16 protein-coding genes are annotated in these 20,285 nt (G+C 38.8%); 7 read left to right on the forward strand and 9 right to left on the reverse strand.

The window, feature by feature from the left end; translation table 11 throughout:
- Position 1 precedes the first annotated feature (1 nt).
- Entirely contained in the window at positions 2–2,986 is a 2,985-nt protein-coding gene (locus ACXACJ_RS22825) for a type ISP restriction/modification enzyme (protein ID WP_475136754.1), read from the reverse strand.
- 448 nt (positions 2,987–3,434) lie between these two features.
- On the opposite strand from ACXACJ_RS22825, the gene ACXACJ_RS22830 reads away from it, so the two are divergent.
- Positions 3,435–3,869 carry a M15 family metallopeptidase domain-containing protein gene (locus ACXACJ_RS22830; RefSeq protein ID WP_475136755.1) on the forward strand — a complete coding sequence of 145 codons (435 nt, stop codon included), beginning with the start codon at positions 3,435–3,437 and terminating at the stop codon, positions 3,867–3,869.
- A 112-nt stretch (positions 3,870–3,981) separates the two neighbouring features.
- Entirely contained in the window at positions 3,982–4,809 is an 828-nt protein-coding gene (gene xerA, locus ACXACJ_RS22835; protein WP_475136756.1) for a site-specific tyrosine recombinase/integron integrase, read from the forward strand.
- A gap of 23 nt (positions 4,810–4,832) precedes the next feature.
- On the opposite strand, the gene rlmD is transcribed toward xerA, so the two are convergent.
- The 3 genes from rlmD to ACXACJ_RS22850 all read right to left on the reverse strand — a co-directional run bounded on the left by rlmD (position 4,833) and on the right by ACXACJ_RS22850 (position 10,749).
- Positions 4,833–6,239, reverse strand: a complete 1,407-nt coding sequence (gene rlmD / locus ACXACJ_RS22840) for a 23S rRNA (uracil(1939)-C(5))-methyltransferase RlmD (RefSeq protein ID WP_475136757.1) — start codon at positions 6,237–6,239, stop codon at positions 4,833–4,835.
- 117 nt (positions 6,240–6,356) lie between these two features.
- Positions 6,357–7,847 carry a RagB/SusD family nutrient uptake outer membrane protein gene (locus ACXACJ_RS22845; protein WP_475136802.1) on the reverse strand — a complete coding sequence of 497 codons (1,491 nt, stop codon included), beginning with the start codon at positions 7,845–7,847 and terminating at the stop codon, positions 6,357–6,359.
- Complete coding sequence (locus ACXACJ_RS22850) at positions 7,732–10,749, reverse strand: SusC/RagA family TonB-linked outer membrane protein (RefSeq protein WP_475136758.1); 3,018 nt, start codon at positions 10,747–10,749, stop codon at positions 7,732–7,734. Before ACXACJ_RS22850 ends, ACXACJ_RS22845 begins: the two co-directional genes overlap by 116 nt.
- Before the next feature lie 271 nt (positions 10,750–11,020).
- Here ACXACJ_RS22850 and ACXACJ_RS22855 point away from each other — a divergent pair, with 271 nt between their 5' ends.
- Complete coding sequence (locus tag ACXACJ_RS22855; RefSeq protein ID WP_475136759.1) at positions 11,021–12,610, forward strand: SulP family inorganic anion transporter; 1,590 nt, start codon at positions 11,021–11,023, stop codon at positions 12,608–12,610.
- Here the strand turns inward: ACXACJ_RS22855 and ACXACJ_RS22860 are convergent.
- The 4 genes from ACXACJ_RS22860 to ACXACJ_RS22875 all read right to left on the reverse strand — a co-directional run bounded on the left by ACXACJ_RS22860 (position 12,607) and on the right by ACXACJ_RS22875 (position 15,177).
- Complete coding sequence (locus tag ACXACJ_RS22860; RefSeq protein WP_475136760.1) at positions 12,607–13,506, reverse strand: peptidase associated/transthyretin-like domain-containing protein; 900 nt, start codon at positions 13,504–13,506, stop codon at positions 12,607–12,609. The genes ACXACJ_RS22855 and ACXACJ_RS22860 overlap by 4 nt on opposite strands.
- Before the next feature lie 44 nt (positions 13,507–13,550).
- Positions 13,551–13,721 carry a DUF559 domain-containing protein gene (locus ACXACJ_RS22865; RefSeq protein WP_475136761.1) on the reverse strand — a complete coding sequence of 57 codons (171 nt, stop codon included), beginning with the start codon at positions 13,719–13,721 and terminating at the stop codon, positions 13,551–13,553.
- A 279-nt stretch (positions 13,722–14,000) separates the two neighbouring features.
- Complete coding sequence (locus ACXACJ_RS22870) at positions 14,001–14,666, reverse strand: carboxypeptidase-like regulatory domain-containing protein (protein WP_475136762.1); 666 nt, start codon at positions 14,664–14,666, stop codon at positions 14,001–14,003.
- A gap of 34 nt (positions 14,667–14,700) precedes the next feature.
- On the reverse strand, positions 14,701–15,177 hold the full coding sequence (locus tag ACXACJ_RS22875; protein ID WP_475136763.1) for a very short patch repair endonuclease: 477 nt from the start codon (positions 15,175–15,177) through the stop codon (positions 14,701–14,703).
- Positions 15,178–15,295: 118 nt separating this feature from the next.
- Here ACXACJ_RS22875 and ACXACJ_RS22880 point away from each other — a divergent pair, with 118 nt between their 5' ends.
- Entirely contained in the window at positions 15,296–16,108 is an 813-nt protein-coding gene (locus ACXACJ_RS22880; protein ID WP_475136764.1) for an SDR family oxidoreductase, read from the forward strand.
- 96 nt (positions 16,109–16,204) lie between these two features.
- On the opposite strand, the gene ACXACJ_RS22885 is transcribed toward ACXACJ_RS22880, so the two are convergent.
- The gene (locus ACXACJ_RS22885) at positions 16,205–16,735 is read right to left on the reverse strand and encodes a DUF4924 family protein (RefSeq protein ID WP_475136765.1); all 531 of its coding nucleotides are present in this window, start codon (positions 16,733–16,735) and stop codon (positions 16,205–16,207) included.
- Positions 16,736–16,810: 75 nt separating this feature from the next.
- Between ACXACJ_RS22885 and lepA the strand changes: the two genes are divergently transcribed.
- The 3 genes from lepA to ACXACJ_RS22900 all read left to right on the forward strand — a co-directional run bounded on the left by lepA (position 16,811) and on the right by ACXACJ_RS22900 (position 20,268).
- Positions 16,811–18,598: a translation elongation factor 4 gene (gene lepA, locus ACXACJ_RS22890; RefSeq protein ID WP_475136766.1), complete on the forward strand. Its 1,788-nt coding sequence runs from the start codon at positions 16,811–16,813 to the stop codon at positions 18,596–18,598.
- Positions 18,599–18,652: 54 nt separating this feature from the next.
- The gene (folD, locus tag ACXACJ_RS22895) at positions 18,653–19,528 is read left to right on the forward strand and encodes a bifunctional methylenetetrahydrofolate dehydrogenase/methenyltetrahydrofolate cyclohydrolase FolD (protein ID WP_475136767.1); all 876 of its coding nucleotides are present in this window, start codon (positions 18,653–18,655) and stop codon (positions 19,526–19,528) included.
- A 122-nt stretch (positions 19,529–19,650) separates the two neighbouring features.
- The gene (locus ACXACJ_RS22900) at positions 19,651–20,268 is read left to right on the forward strand and encodes a 7-carboxy-7-deazaguanine synthase QueE (protein ID WP_475136768.1); all 618 of its coding nucleotides are present in this window, start codon (positions 19,651–19,653) and stop codon (positions 20,266–20,268) included.
- Positions 20,269–20,285: the final 17 nt, after the last annotated feature.

Genomic DNA, 20,285 nt, shown 5'->3' on the forward strand with positions numbered 1-20,285 from the left:
ATTAATTAATCTCAATTTTATCAATCTCTTTCATCAGTCTGTCCGTTTCTGAAAGTGCTACAATGATTTTTTGATAGTGCAAAATATCGTCAAACTCTAATTTGCGGTCTTTTCTGTCTTTCAGCCATTTTTGGGCTGGTTGATAACCACCAATGTAAAACTCCCAAGCGGTTTGTGGAACATTGTCAAAATACTGTGTATCGTTGATGAAAACTTTACCGTCTTTGTATTTAGGTTTATCTACTAAATTATCACCATCTATTGGATATTGCGTGATGTATTCTTCCACTTTTGGACTTTCCAATAAATGGATTTGGCGTATTTCTCCGCCTAATTTTACCAATTGCCAAAAAGTGTCTTTGTCTTTAGGATAAGGCACTCTCGGAAAATCTATTTTTAAAAATTCTTTGTATTTCTCTCTGTATGTTGGCGAATGCAACACCGCATATATGTAATCTAAAATGTCAATTGGTGCAAATGTATTTTGGGTGTTTTCTTTTTCGTTGGTGAAAGTTAAACCTAAACTCTCTGCTATTTGATTGACGATTTCAGCTTTAAGATTTGGTGATCTTTCATTTGATTGTTCAATCGTTTGTTGTCCATTGGTTTCTGGGTAGATATATAAAGGCAAATTCATTGCGTTTGAACCTGTCTGTGAAGATAAAAATATTGCTTCCGATATTTTATTTGTAATAAAAATATGTGAGAATGAAGCATCTTTAAATGCTTTTGGACATAACAATCCAAGATTAGAATCTTTGTAATTATTCATTACTTTTCTAACCGTTCTCCAAACTAATTTATCCTCGTAAAATATATATTTATCATCAAATGGTCGATATGTTAATTTTTTAGCATAAACTATCAAATCGTCAACATTCTTAATATTATCGTATCCTTCAAGAATATTCCAACCTTTTTTCTTTTTTACATCAAACCTCTTATGTAAGTAATCTTCGTCTCTTTCTGAATTTCTAAAATCATTAAACCACTGTAGTAATTCCTGTTTGGTATCTTTAATTACAAATGAATCATGAGCTGTTGTAATACCATTTCCGTTAATCTTAAATAGTTCATTCAGAGAAAACCCCTTATTATAATCTCCTTCTTTTTCTAAATCTCTTTGAACCATATAAAACATTGGTTCTGTGTTCGGTAGTTCTGTGAAATCAATGGATTGAAGTGAGTTTTGATTTAGAAAATCGTATTTAAAATCACGTTTTCCAAAAAGGTCATAGTGCATTACTTTCCCTAATTCATTGGTTTTCTTTTTGCCCGTTTTTACAAAAATAGTAATTGCTACACCTTGCATTATGTCAAAGACGTTGACATCTAAAGAACCATCTGGGGCAGTTTCTTTTTTCTTTGCGTTTCCGTGTAAATCAATCGTATAAATTTTGTCATACGTTTTTAATAAATGCCAACGCATTCCACGAAAAGTAGGGTTGTCTAAAAATCCGTGTGGGTTGATAAAAGCCAAAACACCACTTCCATTTTTTTCAATAAAATGCTGACCATAACGCAAAAATTTTACATAGTCATCATTTATCCATTTGGACGTTTGTTCCCTTAATTTCTCTTTTCCGCCTGGTTCTTTTTTGTAATCATCCATTAGGCTCATAATCCATTCGCCTTTATTGGCACTTTCTCCGCTATAAGGCGGATTACCTATTACACACATTACTGGCGTATCTCTTTTAATATGGTTGGCTTCATTGGCTTCTGTGCTCAACCAATTGGCAAACAAAGTTCCTGTGTCTTGGTGGTGTTCTTCTAAACTATTAGTCAAGTAAACTTTAAATCGTTGGTTGGTTGTTGGTTTAAATCCTGTTTCGGTCAAAAGCAAATCCAATTTTAAATGTGCCATTGCATAACTCGCCATTAACAACTCAAAACCATTCAAGCGTGGCAATAAATGGGTTTCTACATAATTGCTCCAAATGCCTTCTTGTCCCTTAAATTTTTTATGTATGTGTTTTACCACTTCTGCCAAAAAAGTTCCTGTTCCTGTGGCTGGGTCAAGAATTTGTACTTTGTGTACTTCTTGCTTTATCTTTTTGCCTTGATAATCTACTTTAATTTCGGTTTTGCTCGTATCAGCCAAACCTTGCGGTAAATCAAATTCTGTTTTTAGAATGTCGTCAACAGCTCTAACAATAAAATTTACAACTGGTGCAGGTGTGTACCATACACCACGAGCTTTACGCAATTTCGGGTCGTATTCACTTAGAAAAGTTTCATAAAAATGAATAATCGGGTCTTCCATTTTAGTGGATTTCCCGTAGTTCTTCAAAATTTCTTCTACGTTACACGCCAAAAAGATTTCCGATAGATTTTCTACTACCCATTTTATGCGGTCGTCAATGTCCGGTCCTGCAATGTAGCCAAAGAGTTTTCGTAAAAATGGATTGGATTTAGGAATTAATTCCGCTGCTTCTTGTCTGTTAAAAGTTTCCAAAGTAGGGTCGTGCAAACGAGCGGCAAACATTCCGTAAGCAATGGTTTGAGCGTAAACATCTGCAAAACCTTGTGGTGTAATATCGTGTATCAAAATTTCTTTAAAAGCCAACATTTGGTCTTTCAGTGTACTGTTTTCTTGGTTTTCTTCATCACTGGTTAATGATTTTTCAATAATATCAGCCAATAAACGAGCTTTTCCCGCCATCATTTCAGCCAATTTTTTGGAGCTTTTAATTGTTTGCCCCACATGAACGCAAAAATCTTTGATTAGATTTTCAAAGTTTGCAAAGTTCTCAGGTAATGGTTTTATGCCTTTGTCGGTAATTTCTGCAATGGCAATTTTGGTAACAAATTCACCTTCTCGATACAGATGAAAGTTGATGTAGTCCGTGAAAATCAAATTGTTGAGAGAAGCCTTGTAGCGGTCAAACTGCTCCTTGTTTCCTGTTTTCTTTGTGCCGTCAAGGTCTTTGTCGCCAATGTCTTTAGCTTCTATAAATCCAACAGGAATATCTTTTTTAGTCAAAATGTAGTCAGGTGCTCCGCAACTTTGTCTTTTCGGTTCGTTGGTCGCTCTGATAGTCGGCACCAAACTTTCCAAAAGTTGCTGTAAGTCGCCACGAAAAGTATGTTCGGTTGCGTTTCCGAGTTTGTACCTTTTGTCTAAGTTGTCAATATATTGTTCTAATGTCATTTATTCATTCAATTTCTGTCAGAGCGTTGGCAAAAAACAGCTCTTTTGGTTTTTTTTGCGTTGGCTTTGCGTATCGGCAAAAACCAAATGTGCTGTTTGTGCGGTGGGCTTTTTGTATGTTGCCCAACGTGCCGAAGATATGAAAAGTAGCGGAAATCGAAGCACAAAACTATCAAAATGAAATATAGTAAAATTGAAATATTAACCTACCAACTGGCACAAACTCAGCTATTTTTTATAGCTGCTGTTACCGCCTGTACGGTATTAAAACAATTAAATCATGTTTAAATTCGGAAAAACAAGTAAAGAAAGATTAATCACTTGTCACGCAGATATTCAGTTAATAATGAATGAGTCAATTAAAATAACAAATGTCGATTTTGGAATAGCTGAGGGATATAGAAGTATTGAAAAACAGAAACAATACTTCAAAGAAGGAAAAAGCAAAATAGACGGTGTGAATAAAAAAGGAAAGCATAATTACACGCCTTCATTAGCTGCTGATATTTACCCCTATTTTGATAATGGTGCTAAATGGGATAATGAGCATTTAAGCTATTTGGCTGGAATTATTCACGGAGTTTCAGAAATGCTTTTTGCTTCTGGAAAAATAACACACAAGGTTAGATGGGGTGGAAATTGGGATATGGATGGAATTATTTTAATTGACCAATCATTTGATGACAGATCGCACTTTGAATTAGTACTGCCGTAGTATTGGCGGTAACGTTTATATATACACAACTTAGCTAAATAATACTTTTTAACCATCTAATATGGAGAGTTATTTGGTGATTTATTGATCTATTATGCTTAATTTGATTTAAATGAGTATAGCTGATTTAAGGAAAATTATGGAGGTTAAACGCTATAGTGATAATACCATAGCTACATATTGCTCATTTATCAAAAAAGTTGAAGGCGATCTTAACAAACCCATAAAAGAACTCTCTGAAACCGATCTCCATAGTTATGTGTATAATCAAATCCACAATAAGAAAGTCTCAAGGTCAACTCAAAAGCAATTGGTTAATGCTTTGAGACTATACTTTCTGGAGGTGGAGAGAACGGAGACGAACTTTCAATATCTCCTTCCCAGAAAGTCGGATTTTGTGATTCCAGAGGTACTGAGTAAGAGGGAAGTGCAGGCTATTTTAGCTCAAACAAATAATATTAAGCACAAGGCTATTTTAGCCTTATTGTATAGTTCAGGTTTAAGGATTGGAGAGGTAATTAGTCTACAGCTCAAAAGCATAGATTCCGATAGAATGACAATTTTGGTAAAGGGAGGAAAAGGTGTTAAGGACAGAATGGTTCCATTAAGTCATAACCTGTTGCTCCTTCTTCGTGACTATTACAAGCGGTATAAGCCTGAACAATATTTGTTTGAAGGCCAAAATAGCTCACAATACTCAAACTCTTCTGCTAATCAGTTTATTAAGAAATATGCTAAACGAGCAGGTATAAAAAAGAAGGTAACCGCTCACACTTTCAGACACAGCTATGCAACCCACCTTTTGGAAAATGGCACAGACATTCGTCTTATTCAAAAGCTTCTGGGACACAACAGTATTAAAACAACTATGATTTATACGCATGTAGCAGAACAGAGCCTGCTTTTAGTACAAAGCCCTTTCGATGATTTTCAGATATAGTGTTGTGACCAAATTCTAGCTGTTCAGCCTACTAACTCCAACAATACAACATTCTCCACGTGATGAGTTTGTGGGAACATATCTACGGGTTGAACTTTAGTGACTTTGTATTTGACATCCAATAAACTAATGTCTCTGGCTTGTGTGGCAGGATTACAACTCACATAAACGATTTTTTGTGGTTCCACCTTTAAAATCATGTTGATCACATCTTCGTGCATTCCTGCCCTTGGTGGGTCGGTGATGATTACCTCAGGTCTTTCGTGTTGGGCTAGAAATTCATCATTTAAAATATCTTTCATGTCACCAGCATAAAAGAGCGTATTTTCAATGTTATTTAGGTTGGAGTTAGCCTTGGCATCTTCAATTGCGGCTTCTACATACTCAATCCCAATTACTTTTTTAGCGTACTGAGCCACAAAATTGGCGATTGTTCCCGTGCCGGTATAAAGATCGTATACAACTTCGTTTCCGGTCAAACCTGCGAATTCACGGGTGATTTTATAAAGCTCGTAAGCTTGTTGGGCATTGGTTTGATAGAAAGACTTTGGCCCAACCCTGAATTGAATCCCTTCCATTTCTTCGGTTATAAATGAAGTTCCGGAATGGGTTTTTACCTCAAGGTCGTGGAAAGTTTCATTCCCTTTATTGTTGATTACATATTGAAGGGAAGTGATTGAAGGAAATTCGTTCTGAACATGCTTCAAAAGGCCTTCAATCTGTTCGCTTTCGTGAGCGAATTGAATGATCACCATCCACTGATTTAGCGCAGAATTTCTGACAATTAGATTCCTAACCAATCCCGTCTGTTTTACCAAATCAAAAAACGGAAGTTCATTTTCCTTACAGTATTTTCGTACCGAAAGGCGGATTTCATTTGATGGGTCAGGTTGAAGAAAACAAGTTTCGATATCCAGAATTTTATCGAATCGCCCAGGAATGTGAAAGCCCAAGCCACGTCTGTCCAATTCTTCTTCTGATCGAATTTCCTCTTGGGTAAACCACTTCCAGTTTGTGAAAGTGTATTCTAATTTGTTTCTGTAGAACTTAGTTTCTTGAGAACCTAAAATCGGACTGATTTCTGGTAAATCTACTTTGGCAATCCGCTCTAAGTTGTCTACTACTTGTTGATGCTTGTAGTGAAGCTGAACATCATAAGGAATGTGCTGCCATTTACAGCCCCCGCATATTCCAAAATGCTGGCAAAAAGGTTCGGTTCTGTCTTTTGAATATTCATGGAACTTAGTTGGGCGACCTTCCATGAAGTTCTTCTTCTTTTTGGTAACCAGAACATCAACAATATCTCCGGGGGCTACACCTTGAATGAAAAGTACCTGATCATCAACCCGAGCAATGCATTTTCCTTCCGCAGCAATTCCTTCAATTTTAACTTGCTCTAGCACCTTCGGCTTACCCCTGAATTTTCCCATGCTGCGAATTTATAGCGAATAGCTGAAAGAATAATTATTCTGGGTCAGATTTGGTGCTGTAGCGAAAACAAAAAAGGGATTCCAATTGGAATCCCTTTTTCATGAATCGATGATTTGTTAATTATTATAGCCTGTATTTTGCACCAAGTTTTTGTTTGCATCCAGTTCCGCTTGAGGAATTGGGAATACAAGTTTAGGGTCATCAAACGATAAAGAACCTGCAGTAAGTCCAAGTCTTTTTATGTCGTGAAGAAGGTGCCCTTCAAAAGCTAACTCTTTTTTACGTTCGTCAAGAATGTCTTGAAGCGTTATTGGATTTAAAATTGGATCGAAGTCATTTGTTAAACCCGCTCTGTTTCTAATCATGTTGATGTCTAAATAAGGCGCTTGACCAATTGTGGTATTCAATCTGTAATTGGTTTCCGCTCTTATCAGATACATTTCGGCTAAACGAAGGAATGGTAGGTTTCCAAACTGATTCATCCATTTTGCACTGAAAGTTCCATCAGGGTCGGTATAAACAAAATCAGCTCTGTCATCTCCAGCTTCAAATGTGTTTAAAAAAGCAGCTTGAATAGGCACATCGCCTCTGCCTCCAAAAGATTCAGTGGCCCAATAAGTATTCATGCCGTTGGTTCCATCTTGGTCAGTAACCTGCCACGCAAATATGTCTTCGCTTGAATTTGCTGCATTATTGAAAGCCCCACTATATGATGAAGTAAGACTGAACTGCTGGCTTTCGATAACCGCATTCGCTTTATCGCGCGCGGCAGCAAAATTTCCCATTTGCAAATAAACTCTGGCTAAAAGAGCATCGGCCGAATGGCTTGTTGCCAAGTAGCTATTGGAACCAGGGAGTTTAGCAGAAGCTTCTTCCAAATCGGAAATGGCTTGGGCATAAACTTCTTCAACTGTGTTTCTTGCTAAGAAGAAATCATTTCCGTCTGTTCCTAAAATACCCTTTAATGTTATGGGTGCCGCTAACTGAGAATTGGTTTGGCCAGCGATATAAGTTGAACCAAAAAACCGCGCCATATCAAAATATGCCATGCCACGGAGAAATAAAGCCTCTCCAGCTACTCTGTCTTTTCTGTCCGCATCTTCGAAAATATCTAGGTTGTCCAGAACAATGTTTGACTGATTAATGCTCTCATAAGCATTGGTCCAATAGCCACCAACAAAGCTATTGTCAATGGTCATGTTCTTTTGGAAAAACTGTCGAGGCTGAAGGAATGTGCCTTGCCAATTGATTTCATTTGTTGTTCCCAAAAGTTCAGAAGCCATGGCAATATTTCCGCCATAACTATTGGTTTGGCTTGCTTCATCATAAACCCCGAGTAGAATAGCCTCAATATTTTCAGGGGTAGAAGTGGCTTGTTCAATAGAAAGGCTTTGACCCGGAGAAATATCCAGATTGTCATTACAGCTCCATAGTCCTAAGGTTAGGGCTGAAAGAAAATATATATGTTTGAATTTTTTCATCATTTCGATATTAGAATTGAAGGTTGATGCCAAAGGTGTAAGTCTTAGATTGCGGAGCAGAATAGAATGCTCTACCAATAGCGATGTTGTTAGAGAAACCGCTATTGAAGTCGGCTGTAGATTCAGGGTCATAGCCTTCGTAATCTGTGAAAGTCAACAGGTTGAAGCCTGAGAAGTAAACGCGAACAGTACTGAACCCGATAGATTGAAGAGCAGATTGTGGTAGATTATAGCCCAAGGTTAGGGTTCTTAATCTTACATAAGAAGCATCTTGTAAATAGCGAGTTGAGTTTTGGGTTCCGTTTCCATCGAATAATCTGGCCTGAGGTACATCTGTGATGTCACCTGGATTCTGCCATCTTTCCAGCTGATCTCTAGATTGGTTGTCAAAGTAATCGGCATTCGCTGATTGGAATCGGCCTCCTCCATTATAAATGCTGTGGCCGTTTACAAATTGGAAAGTAAACGTTAAGTCGAAATCCTTATATGTAAAATTGTTTGTGATACCACCTTCCCATTTAGGAAATGCCGAACCGGCCACAACTCGTGATGCTTCGGAATAGCTATTGGTTGTGGTTCTATCAATACTTCCGTCAGGGTTTTCTGTGTTTTTGTAGAATAAGGCATCACCGTTGTCAGGGTCAACGCCAGCATACTCAACCAAATAGAACGAAGCAAGACTTTCGCCTTCTCTTACAATGTTTTGACCTGAAATAATATCTCCTCCAGGAAGGCTTGTTACTTGATTGTCATTGGTGAAGAAGTTTAGGCTAGTGCCCCAAGTGAAGTCTGTCGCGATCACATTTTTTGTGTTGATTAAAAGCTCAAAACCCTTGTTGGTTAAGCTTCCCACGTTTTTCAAGATTGAAGTAAAACCTGAGTTACTCGGTAATGGCTGAGCCAATAAAAGGTCATTAGTTTCTTTAGAGTAATAATCGATTTCTCCAGAAATTCTGTTTTCTAGAAAGCCGAACTCAAGCCCAATGTCGAACTGATTGGTACGTTCCCATTTAAGATCTTCGTTACCCAACTGAGTTGGTTGCAAACCTGGCTCTTCTCTGTAAGGTGACGTTCCGAAAAGGCCTAAGCTGGCGAAGTTTCCAATTTCAGCGTTACCAGTTTCACCATAACTTGCTCTAAGTTTTAAGAAGGAGAGTGAGTTGATTCCTTTTAAGAATTCCTCTTGCGTCATGATCCAGCCAATAGAACCAGCTGGGAAGAAACCGTAACGGTTGTTTTCTCCAAACCTTGAAGAACCATCATAACGAGCACTGAACTTAAATAGATACTTGTCTTTTAATGTGTAATTGGCTCTTCCAAAGTAAGAAAGGAAAGCGAATTCAGAGATGGTAGAAGTTGCGGACGTAATTGTACCCGCACTGGCTAGGGTTTGCAAATCATCCGAAGCAAAGTTGGTACCTGTAGCATCCAAATATTTTCTGGTAGAAGTCTGGTAGTTGATACCTCCAGTTAATTCAAGGTAGTGGTGTGCTCCAAACTCTTTAGCAAAATTAAGGTAGTTGTTTAAGTTCAAGTTTTCGGTTCTTACAGAACTTGCAAAGGCTTGACCATTTAGTGACTGCCCTGTTTGGGTACTTCTACCCCAGAATCTCTCTTCTGATTGAGAGAACAAGTCATATCCAGTTTCTGATACAAATTCCAAATTCGGAACGATTTTATACTTTAAACTGAAGTTGGCTAGTGTTCTCCAAACGGATGTAAGGTAATTGGCGTCTTCATCTTCAATAAGGAAATTGTAGTAAAGCGTGTTCGGATTTGGAGAACCATCTGCATTGTAAGCAGGCGAAAGCGGTGATTGAGCAATGGCCTGAAGCGGTGTCGCAAAGGCATTGTCATTTGAAAGTCGATCAATAGTTGAACGAGAAACGTTAAGTCCCATTCCTACACTCAACTTATCGTTGAATTTATGGTCAATATTGATTCTGGAAGAAACCCTTTCTAATTCGTTTCCTCTGATAATCCCTTTGATGTCGGTATAGCCTCCTGAGAAGAAGAATTTGGTGTTTTCGTCACCTCCGCTAATGGAAAGGTCAGCATTTCTGTTATGGCCATCAACAAAAACATAGTCTTGCCAGTCGGTGTCTATTTCTCCAGTTCTCCAGTCTGTTTCACCTGCTAAGTAATCGAAAATGGATTCGATATAGCCGTCCGAACCTCCGGTGTTTGCATTGGCTTCACGAAATAGCTCAATGTATTCTTCTCTATTTAACCACTCTCTTCTGTTGGTTTCTGTGCTGATTCCATTAGAAAGGTTTAAAGAAATTTTGGCCTTGCCACTTTCCCCTCTTTTGGTAGTAATAAGAATTACGCCATTACTTCCTCTAGCACCATAAATTGCAGCTGAGGAGGCATCTTTCAAAACTTGAATAGACTGGATGTCATTTGGGTTAATTGAAAGCATAGGGTTAACGGCAGCACCGTTGGTAGATTCATTGTTGTTGGTAATAGGAACACCATCAATTACATATAATGGTTCGGTACTTGATGAAATTGAAGAAACGCCTCTTACTCTAACACGAGTTGCACCGTCAATTTTACCATTAGTTTGTTGAATAGAAACCCCGGCAGTTTGGCCTGCAAAGGCATTTTGAAAACCAGCGGTGGGAATATCCTTGATTTGCTCAGAACTCAGCTTTGCAACATTGTCCGTTAGGTTACGCTTCGATTGCGTACCAAAACCTACTACAAGAACTTCTTCCAGGTTTGTTACATCGGGGTCAAGAGATACATTTATGGTAGTCTGATTGCCAATGGTCATTTCTTTGGAGATATAGCCCAAAAAGCTGAAAACTAGAACTTCTGCGTTAGTAGGAACTTCAATTCTATAATTCCCATCTAAGTCAGTTGGAACGCCATTATTGGTTCCTTTTATGAGGATCGAAACTTGGGGTAAAGGAAGTCCATCGTCTGAACTGGTCACCTTTCCCGTAATAACTTTGGTTTGTGCAAAGGCTTGGTTCGCCACCAAAAGACTAAGCACAAAGCAACTTAGGATTAGTTTTTTCATATATAAGCGTTTAATAGTAATGTGTAGTTTACTATCAATAAACAGTAGAAAGGGATAAAGCCCTTATGTTGTTTTTTCATATTTTTCAAAATAAAATGCAATCGTTTGCTTCTTTTGACATTTTATTAGTTTTAATAATCTGATTAATTCGGAATTAAATTTCATTCTCTATTGCTGTGGTAGACTATTCGAAACGTTTCCATTAACTCTTTGTTAATGGGCTTTCTCTTCGCTTGAAAAGCCTTACCTTTGCGGGCTTAAAATCAAAATCATGAAGTTTAGGGAGGCATTTTCGATTATTGATAAAAACCGAGTAAGTGCAAAAAGCGATATTTTTTCAGGCTTAACTGTGGCTTTGGCTTTGGTGCCAGAAGCGGTGGCTTTTGCTTTTGTGGCTGGCGTTTCTCCGATTATTGGATTGTACGGTGCCTTTATGATGGGGATTATTACTGCCGTTTTTGGTGGTAGACCAGGAATGATTTCCGGGGCAACTGGCGCTTTGGCCGTGGTTATGGTTTCTCTAGTAGCTGAAGGCGAAGCACTAGGAGAAGGTCAAGGCTTGCAGTATTTATTTGCAACATTAATTCTTACGGGTATAATTCAAATGGCCGCTGGATTATTAAAGCTGGGCAAGTTCATTCGTTTGGTGCCTCATCCGGTAATGATGGGTTTTGTAAATGGTTTGGCTATCGTGATTTTCATGTCGCAGCTAGGCATGTTTAAAATGGGAGGAGAATGGCTTTCTGGAACTCCGCTTTTTGTAATGCTTGGCCTAACCCTGCTTACCATGGCGATAATGATTGTGATTCCAAGAATTAACAAGAGCATTCCCGCAGCTTTGGTAGCTATTTTAGTGGTTTCCAGCATCGTGATTTTTGGCGGAATTGAAACAGAAACTGTAAAGAGCTTTATTCAAGCCGGTGGTGGAGATGGCATTAAAGCTGGCCTGCCTACTTTCAACGTTCCTATGATTGATTTAAACTGGGAGACTTTGTCTTTCATTTTCCCTTATGCGGCTATTTTGGCGGCTATTGGTTTGATTGAATCCTTAATGACGCTCAACCTTTTGGATGAATTAACGGAGACCCGAGGTAGCGGAAATCGCGAGGCGATCGCACAAGGCCTGGCCAACTTAACCAATGGTTTTTTTGGAGGTATGGGCGGTTGCGCCATGATAGGGCAGAGTATTATTAATGTGAAATCAGGAGGAAGGGGCCGTTTGTCTGGCGTAGTTGCTGCAGTCGCTTTGTTGCTGTTTATCCTTTTTGGTTCAGAATATATTGAAATGGTGCCAATTGCTGCTCTTGTAGGAGTAATGTTTATGGTGGTGATCGGCACTTTCGCTTGGAGTACTTTTAAAGTATGGAATAAAGTACCAGCAGCCGATGTAATCGTAATCGTTTTGGTAACTGGGCTTACTGTGGTTTTCGATTTGGCCATTGCCGTTTTTGCCGGGGTAATTGTTTCGGCATTGGTTTTTGCTTGGCAGAATGCTCTACGCATTAGAGCTAGAAAATTTGTAGATGATCATGGCATTAAGCACTATGAAATTTACGGGCCATTGTTCTTTGGTTCTATAAGCCTTTTTAACACGAAATTCGATATTAAGAACGACCCTAAGGAGGTTATCATAGACTTTGCTGAATCTAAAATAATGGATCAGTCGGCTATTGAAGCCATTAATAAACTGGCAGAGAAATATCAGAAGGAAGGAAAAACCATCCACCTGAGACATTTGAGTAAAGATTGCTTAAGGTTAATTCAAAGGGCCGAAGAAATTTGTGATGTAAATGTTTTAGAAGACCCGGATTACTTTGTGGCTATTGATAACTATAAGAAGTTCAAAGCCGCGGAAGGTTAGTATTCATTCTTGACTCTTCTCCAGAGCCTGAATGAACCTGATAGGTTCAAGCCCAGTTGGTTGAAGTCTCTATAGTGTTGATAGAAAACCCCCGCTCGCAACCAATTGGTTATTCTGTGAGTGATTCGGAAGTTAAACTCAATGTCATCCTTCCAGAAGACGGAGTTATACTCTATTGGGACATAGCGCCCCGCGATTCTAAGGTCTTCTTGAAAACCAATTAAAAAGCCTACGTAATTCTGGCTATTTGTTTCGGCTGAATACCTGCTTGTACTAAGCCCAATATCAAAATGGTACCCCTTTATTCTTGGTAAGACAGAGAATGTAAAGTTTTCGAAATCAAAATTTGAAAAATTCACTGACTTATATCGAAGATATATGGAGGTATTTAGTTTGTCATTTCTGGGAATGAAAGAGTGGATCTTAAGAATGGCATCCTTTACATCAACTTGTTGATCAGAATAGAAAATGAACCGCGGATTCAAGTAAAAGTGGTAACCAATGAGAGGGTTAGATAAGTATTCAATCTCTCCCCCAATGAGTTGGTTAGTTAAATCTAAATTCGGGCCTATATAAATTCTATTCCATCCGAAGTCATGATCAGTTGACCAAGGTTTTAGTCCGACTTGAAGAAATTCGAAGCTTTGTATTGTTATGGTTCTTTCCACAAAGCCCAGAAAACGAAATAACAATTGATCCCCTTTACTAGCTTTAATGGAGAAATAGCCTTCCGTATCTGCTTGAACAGTGTCTTCGCTATTTAGATTTACTACTCTAGCCATTGCTAAGAAAGAGCTATCTGTCAAATCATATATTTGTCCTTCAATGGTCGTTTGACCAATTGCTTGCTGAGCAAGAAAAATCAAAAAGGAGCAAGACAGAATTTTTAATCTCATATGGCATTATACAACTCAAATGGAAGGTTACACCTATTAATGGCCTAATTGTCGAACTGATTTGGGTGAATAAACTGAAGCACTTCATTCACGCAACGGCCTAATTCATTTTTTACCTCATGGCTCCAAAAACGGAAAACCTTTAGGTTTCCCATGGTCAGCAACTTGTTTATCTCTTTATCCCGTTGCATATTTCTTTCAATTTTTGGTTTCATATCAGTATTAGAGATTTTATTCAAGGTCTTTCAGTACTTAATTTAAGTTCCTTCTTAGTTCCTTTTCAAAGTCACTAAGTTTTCTAGTTCGAATGTGAACGCCCAAAAAAACTGTTAGATAGTTGAAATCTCTAAAGTGCTGATAGGTCAATCCTGTTTTTAGTCCTCTCAAAAGATAGAATTCTGATTTTACATTAACTTCTAGATGCTTCCCCCAGAGAACAGAGTTTACATCAAAAGGGATACTTTGGTTAGCTATTTTTATATGCTTTTCAAAACCTAGGAGATGCCATTTACACGGTTTAAATAGTCGTGATTTGAATAGTAACTATGGCCAAAACCAACGTTTAAATGTGCCCAATTAAATTGAGGTTGAATTGAAAGTATATCGCTTTTGAAAGATAAATCTGGGGAGGAAAAGCTTTGATGACTGAAATTGGAATTCAATTCAAAATCGCATCCATGTACTATGTCTAAGACAGAGTAGTTACCTCTATAATTCCTCCTGTTTTCCGATCCCATGAGGAGTTCTTGTTCAGTTTTAATCCATATTCTGAAAAGTGATGTTGTGCTAAACTCAAGTTTTCCTCCGAGTATTGAATTGAATGCTTCATAGCTTGGAGACAAATAAAGCTGGTTCATTCCAAAATGATCGACTATACAATCAGGCTTTAATTGAATAATATTGAATTCGTAAGGATTAAGCTCAATAGTTTGGCTTATATAGCCGAAGTATCGGAATGTCAAAAAATCACCATCTTTGATTGTTATCTGGAAATTGCCTTTAATATCGGTTGGAACACCCTCGGTTGTATTTGCGATAAACACAGATACCCCGGGTAGCGGCAAATGGTCATCCTTCCCTACTACTTTACCTTGAATAACAATCTGTCCGTTAGCTTTGATGCCGATAACAATGAGAAGCGAAAAAAATAAGTAGCGCATACAAATTTAACAACTGTACTGACACAAACCCTTTCTAATCCAGCATTTGTGGGTGAATAAACTGAAGCACTTCATTTACGCAACGGCCTAATTCATTTTTTACTTCATGGCTCCAAAAACGGAAAACCTTTAGGTTTCCCATGGTCAGCAACTTATTTATCTCTTTATCCCTTTGCATATTTCTTTCAATTTTTGGAATCCAAAAAGCTCTGTTTGTTTTGATTTGATCTTTTTTTTCCTCCCAATTAAAGCCGTGCCAAAACTCTCCATCAATAAAAATAACAAAGCCCAGCCTTTGGTTGGAAATGTCGGGTTTGCCGGGAATTCCTTTTGAATTCACCCTATAGCGGACGCCACAAGCCCAGAGGGCCTTTCGGAACATCAATTCGGGTTTAGTGTTTTCTCCACGGATTTTGGCCATCATCTCACTGCGCTGTTGGGTGGTGTAGAAACCTGAGGCTTCTTCGAAACGCGGTACTTTTATTCTGTATGGATTGTAATGTTTGGCCACATTGAAAATTTGAAATTTTTAACTGAAGTAGCAAGTTTTATGTTCTCGCTCGTTTTTTGAAGCAAGCGAAACTTGGTGAAAGCATTATTAAGTGGCTATTTTTGCTGAAATCTCAATCATGAAAAACAAAGTTGTAATCATTACGGGTGGTTCGTCAGGTATAGGAAAAGCGTTGGCTGTAGAATTTGGAAAGTGCGGTGCTAAGGTGGTTATCACAGGCCGTAATCAGGAACGTTTGAACCAAGTTGGAGAAGAATTAGATCAGCTCAATGTGCCTAACCTGATTCTTCAGCTCGATGTTGCCAATGAAAAGGACAACGAGATTTTGGTAAAGGAAACTCTTAATGCATTTGGCCAAATTGATATTCTGGTGAATAATGCGGGTATTTCCATGAGAGCTTTGTTTGAAGAGATTGAGCTGGAAGTGTTTAAAAAAGTAATGGACATTAACTTTTATGGCACTCTATACGCTACAAAATATTGTTTGCCCCATATCCTGAAATCCAAAGGTTCAATTGTCGGTATTTCTTCGATTAACGGCTACAGGGGAACTCCAGCGAGAACTGCATATACGGCTTCAAAATATGCAATGAATGGCTTTTTTGAATCACTTCGTACAGAAGTGATGCATCGAGGGGTTCATGTTTTGGTGGCGTGCCCAGGCTTTACGGGTACTAATATTCGTAACTCAGCTTTAACGGCTGACGGCTCATCGCAAGGTGAATCTCCGCGTGATGAAGGCAAAATGATGACCGCTGAAGAAGTGGCTCAAGGCATTATCAAGGCGGTTGAGAAAAGAAAGCGCGATATCGTTTTTACCACCCAAGGTAAATTGGCTGTTTTCTTAAATAAATGGATGCCCGGGCGAATGGATAAAATCGTGTTCAACGTTTTCGCTAAAGAGCCTGATTCGCCTTTTGGGAAGGAATAATCTGTGAAACAGTTTATCAGTTATCGGGTAAAATTGATAACTGATAACTGATAACTGATAACTGATAACTGATAACTGATAACTGATAACTGATAACTATTTCCCTGACTCTTTGATCTTAACGGACAAATACGAAAGCACATTTCCAAAATGGTCAAGTTGCGCTAGAGTGTCGTCCAAGATTTCCTTTCCGTTGATGCGGGCGAGTAAAAGCCCAAAAACTCCGTTTAAACATGCTTGAATCGGATCGGTAATTTTACCTTCGGATGCTTGAATGGAAGAGCGAATAGCAGGCCGGGCGGCATTGAATACAATTCTATAATTCTCGTCTTCTACCTGAAGTTGCAGGCTTAAGTCAGATAATTTTTTTACTTCTTCCTGAACAAAAGAAAGGTGGCCATCACGCTCTATTTCTTCGTTTTTGATTTGTTCTATGGTTTCTTCGTACCAATTCAAAAGAGCCAATCTAGCCTCTGGGTTCAAATTTTCTTCAGGAATATTGCTTACCACATGAAGCTTGATTTTCTCAATATCCAAATCAAAATTCCTTAATAACATTTCGGTTTGATACATGAAAATGATGTATTCCGAAAGGTTCTCCTTCTTTTTCTTGTCTGCCAATAACATAGCCCCAAAATTAATGGTTATGCCCACAAAGCAAATGCATCATATTTTTCTATTTTTGCAGTTCTTTTGAAAATTATGGAGAGAATAAGGAATTTCTGTATTATCGCTCACATCGACCACGGTAAAAGTACTCTGGCCGACAGGCTTCTTCAGTTTACAGGTACTGTGGCTGACCGTGAAATGCAGAATCAGTTGTTGGACGATATGGATTTGGAGCGCGAGCGCGGTATCACAATTAAGAGCCACGCCATCCAAATGAAGTATAATTATAAAGGTGAAGAGTATACGCTCAACCTTATTGACACTCCCGGTCACGTGGATTTTTCCTACGAAGTTTCAAGATCGATTGCAGCCTGCGAAGGCGCATTGTTGATTGTTGATGCTTCGCAAGGAGTGGAGGCTCAAACCATTTCGAACCTATATTTGGCTTTAGAGCACGACTTGGAAATTATTCCTGTGCTTAACAAAATAGACTTACCAGGCGCTATGCCAGAAGAAATGACCGATCAGGTTGTTGAACTTTTGGGTTGTGAGCCTGAAGATGTGATCCGCGCTAGTGGAAAAGAAGGGATTGGGGTAGAAGATATTTTAGCTGCTATTTGTGATAAAATTCCAGCACCAAAAGGAAATCCAGATGAGCCGCTTAGGGCCATGATTTTTGATTCAGTTTTCAACTCTTTCCGAGGAATCGAGGTTATTTTCCGCGTTTTTGATGGTTCTATCAAAAAAGGCGATAAGGTAAAGTTCATCAATACGGGTAAGGTTTACGATGCCGATGAAATTGGTGTGCTAAAGCTTAAGCAAGACCCTCAAAAAGAAATCAGTGCCGGAAATGTAGGTTACTTGATTTCTGGAATTAAAGTGGCCAAAGAGGTTAAAGTAGGGGATACCATTACTCACGTAGATAGGCCTACAAGCAAAATCATCAAGGGTTTTGAAGATGTGAAACCGATGGTTTTTGCAGGTATTTATCCTGTTGATACTACGGAATTTGAAGAATTACGCGCCTCTATGGAGAAGCTTCAGTTAAATGATGCCTCTTTAGTTTGGGAGCCAGAAACCTCAGCCGCACTTGGTTTTGGTTTCCGTTGTGGATTCTTGGGAATGCTTCACTTGGAGATTGTCCAAGAAAGATTGGAGCGCGAATTTGACATGACGGTAATCACTACCGTTCCTTCGGTTCAGTTCCACGCAGTGAAGAGCGATGGTAGCATTCAGAAAATCAATGCGCCTTCAGAAATGCCAGAGCCAAATTCTATTTCACATATGGAAGAACCTTTCATCCGTGCTCAGATTATTTCTAAATCAGAGTATGTGGGTGGAATTATTGGTTTGTGTATGGATAAGCGTGGTATTATCAAAAATCAGGTTTATCTAACTTCCGACAGAGTAGAACTTACTTTTGAAATGCCTTTGGCAGAAATCGTATTCGACTTCTTCGATAAGTTGAAAACCATTTCTCGTGGTTATGCTTCGCTTGATTATGAACTTATCGGTTTCCGCCAATCCAACATGGTGAAACTAGATATTCAATTGAACGGGGAAAAAGTAGATGCGCTTTCAGCCATTGTTCACAGAGATAAGGCTTACGAATGGGGTAAACGTTTATGCGAAAAACTTCAAGAATTGATTCCAAGGCAAATGTTTGAAATCGCAATTCAAGCTTCGATTGGAACCAAGATCATTGCTCGTGAAACTGTTAAGGCATTGCGTAAAAACGTTTTGGCAAAATGTTACGGTGGTGATATTTCGCGTAAACGTAAGCTTTTGGAAAAACAGAAAAAAGGTAAAAAGAGAATGCGTCAGGTAGGTAATGTGGAAATTCCGCAAGAAGCCTTTATGGCAGTTCTTAAATTGGATTAATAGATTCCGAAAAGGAATATCGAGCACTTTAAACAGAGCGCCAAAAAACTGAATATGAAGTTACTAGATGGTAAAGCCACAGCTCAGGCTATCAAAGATGAGCTTTCTGAAAAAGTTAGTGAAATCAAAGCGGCAGGCGGAAAAGTGCCTCATTTGGCAGCTGTACTTGTGGGCGAAGATGGAGCAAGCAAAACTTACGTGAACGCTAAAGTAAAGGCCTGTGAAGCCATTGGTTTTGGTTCAACTTTAATCCATTTACCAGAAGAAACTTCAGAAGAAGAGGTTTTGGCAACTGTAGCTCGTTTAAATAACGATCCTGAAATTGACGGATTTATTGTTCAAGTGCCTTTGCCAAAGCAGATTGATGAGCAAAAAGTAGTTGAAGCCATTTTGCCAGAAAAAGATGTAGATGGTTTTCACCCATCGAACTTGGGTAAAATGTTGCTTGATTTACCAACCCTTCTTCCTGCAACACCTAAAGGCATGATGTTGCTTTTGGAAAGAAACGGAATTGATACTTCAGGCAAACATTGTGTGGTAATAGGTAGAAGTCACACCGTTGGCACACCCATCAGTGTGTTGATGTCCAGAAATTCAAATCCGGGAAATGCTACTGTCACGCTTTGCCATAGTAGAACTCAAAACCTAGCAGAAATTACTCGTCAGGCCGATATTTTGATTGTGGCTATTGGCAGAGAAGGTTTTGTTACGGAAGAAATGGTGAAAGAAGGTGCCATTGTAATCGATGTGGGAATCCACAGAGTTCCGTCAAACGAGACCAAGTCTGGCTTCAAATTAAAGGGAGACGTTAGATTTGACGAGGTAGCGCCAAAATGTAGCTACATAACTCCTGTGCCAGGCGGTGTCGGTCCAATGACTATAGCCTCTTTGCTTTGGAATACTTATTTGACTAATCAGAAGTTAGTTTAATCAATAGAACGTTATCCGAACCCGTTTCAGCATTCTTCTTAAGAAAACCCTGAGGTGAATTTAAGGTGACGGATCGAAAGAATTTAACCCAGCAGTTTCAACACCTGCTATAAAAAATTGATATGTTAAAGAAAGAAGAAACAATGGAGCTTCCAGTGATGGAAGCTTTTTATACGATTCAGGGGGAAGGTCATTTCTCTGGAAATTCAGCATATTTTATTCGGCTCGGTGGCTGCGATGTAGGTTGCGTTTGGTGCGATGTGAAGGATTCTTGGGATGCAAGTCTTTGGCCGAAACAATCCATTCAAGAAATAGTTAGTCAAGCGGAGATGTTTCCAGGGAGGCTAGCAGTAATCACTGGTGGAGAACCTTTAATGTATGATTTGAGCCCTTTGACTGAGGCTTTACATCGAGCTGGTTTTCAAACCAACATAGAAACTTCTGGAGCTCATCCGCTTTCTGGCAACTGGGATTGGCTTTGTTTTTCTCCCAAGAAATTCAAAGCACCAAAAGATGAGTTTTATAAGGCAGCGAATGAATTGAAAGTGGTGGTTTATAACAAAAGTGATTTTAAGTGGGCAGAAGGCCATGCTGAAAGAGTAAATGCCGATTGTCACTTGTATCTACAGCCAGAATGGGATAAGTCTGCTAAAATGCTGCCCGAAATTGTGGATTATGTAAAAAATAACCCCAAGTGGAAAATATCTCTTCAAACTCATAAGTTTATGAATATACCTTAGTGTACTATTTGAGGCTA

It is taken from the genome of Roseivirga sp. AWQ4_251 (assembly GCF_056158225.1).

Bases quoted from the DNA above. Each gene is read 5' to 3' on its own strand.
- ACXACJ_RS22885 (WP_475136765.1), bottom strand. From the start codon at position 16,735: ATGTTATTGGCAGACAAGAAAAAGAAGGAGAACCTTTCGGAATACATC.
- ACXACJ_RS22900 (WP_475136768.1), top strand. From the start codon at position 19,651: ATGTTAAAGAAAGAAGAAACAATGGAGCTTCCAGTGATGGAAGCTTTT.
- ACXACJ_RS22860 (WP_475136760.1), bottom strand. From the start codon at position 13,506: ATGAGATTAAAAATTCTGTCTTGCTCCTTTTTGATTTTTCTTGCTCAG.
- lepA (WP_475136766.1), top strand. From the start codon at position 16,811: ATGGAGAGAATAAGGAATTTCTGTATTATCGCTCACATCGACCACGGT.
- ACXACJ_RS22850 (WP_475136758.1), bottom strand. From the start codon at position 10,749: ATGAAAAAACTAATCCTAAGTTGCTTTGTGCTTAGTCTTTTGGTGGCG.
- ACXACJ_RS22870 (WP_475136762.1), bottom strand. From the start codon at position 14,666: ATGCGCTACTTATTTTTTTCGCTTCTCATTGTTATCGGCATCAAAGCT.
- ACXACJ_RS22880 (WP_475136764.1), top strand. From the start codon at position 15,296: ATGAAAAACAAAGTTGTAATCATTACGGGTGGTTCGTCAGGTATAGGA.
- ACXACJ_RS22830 (WP_475136755.1), top strand. From the start codon at position 3,435: ATGTTTAAATTCGGAAAAACAAGTAAAGAAAGATTAATCACTTGTCAC.
- ACXACJ_RS22855 (WP_475136759.1), top strand. From the start codon at position 11,021: ATGAAGTTTAGGGAGGCATTTTCGATTATTGATAAAAACCGAGTAAGT.
- rlmD (WP_475136757.1), bottom strand. From the start codon at position 6,239: ATGGGAAAATTCAGGGGTAAGCCGAAGGTGCTAGAGCAAGTTAAAATT.
- folD (WP_475136767.1), top strand. From the start codon at position 18,653: ATGAAGTTACTAGATGGTAAAGCCACAGCTCAGGCTATCAAAGATGAG.
- ACXACJ_RS22865 (WP_475136761.1), bottom strand. From the start codon at position 13,721: ATGAAACCAAAAATTGAAAGAAATATGCAACGGGATAAAGAGATAAAC.
- xerA (WP_475136756.1), top strand. From the start codon at position 3,982: ATGAGTATAGCTGATTTAAGGAAAATTATGGAGGTTAAACGCTATAGT.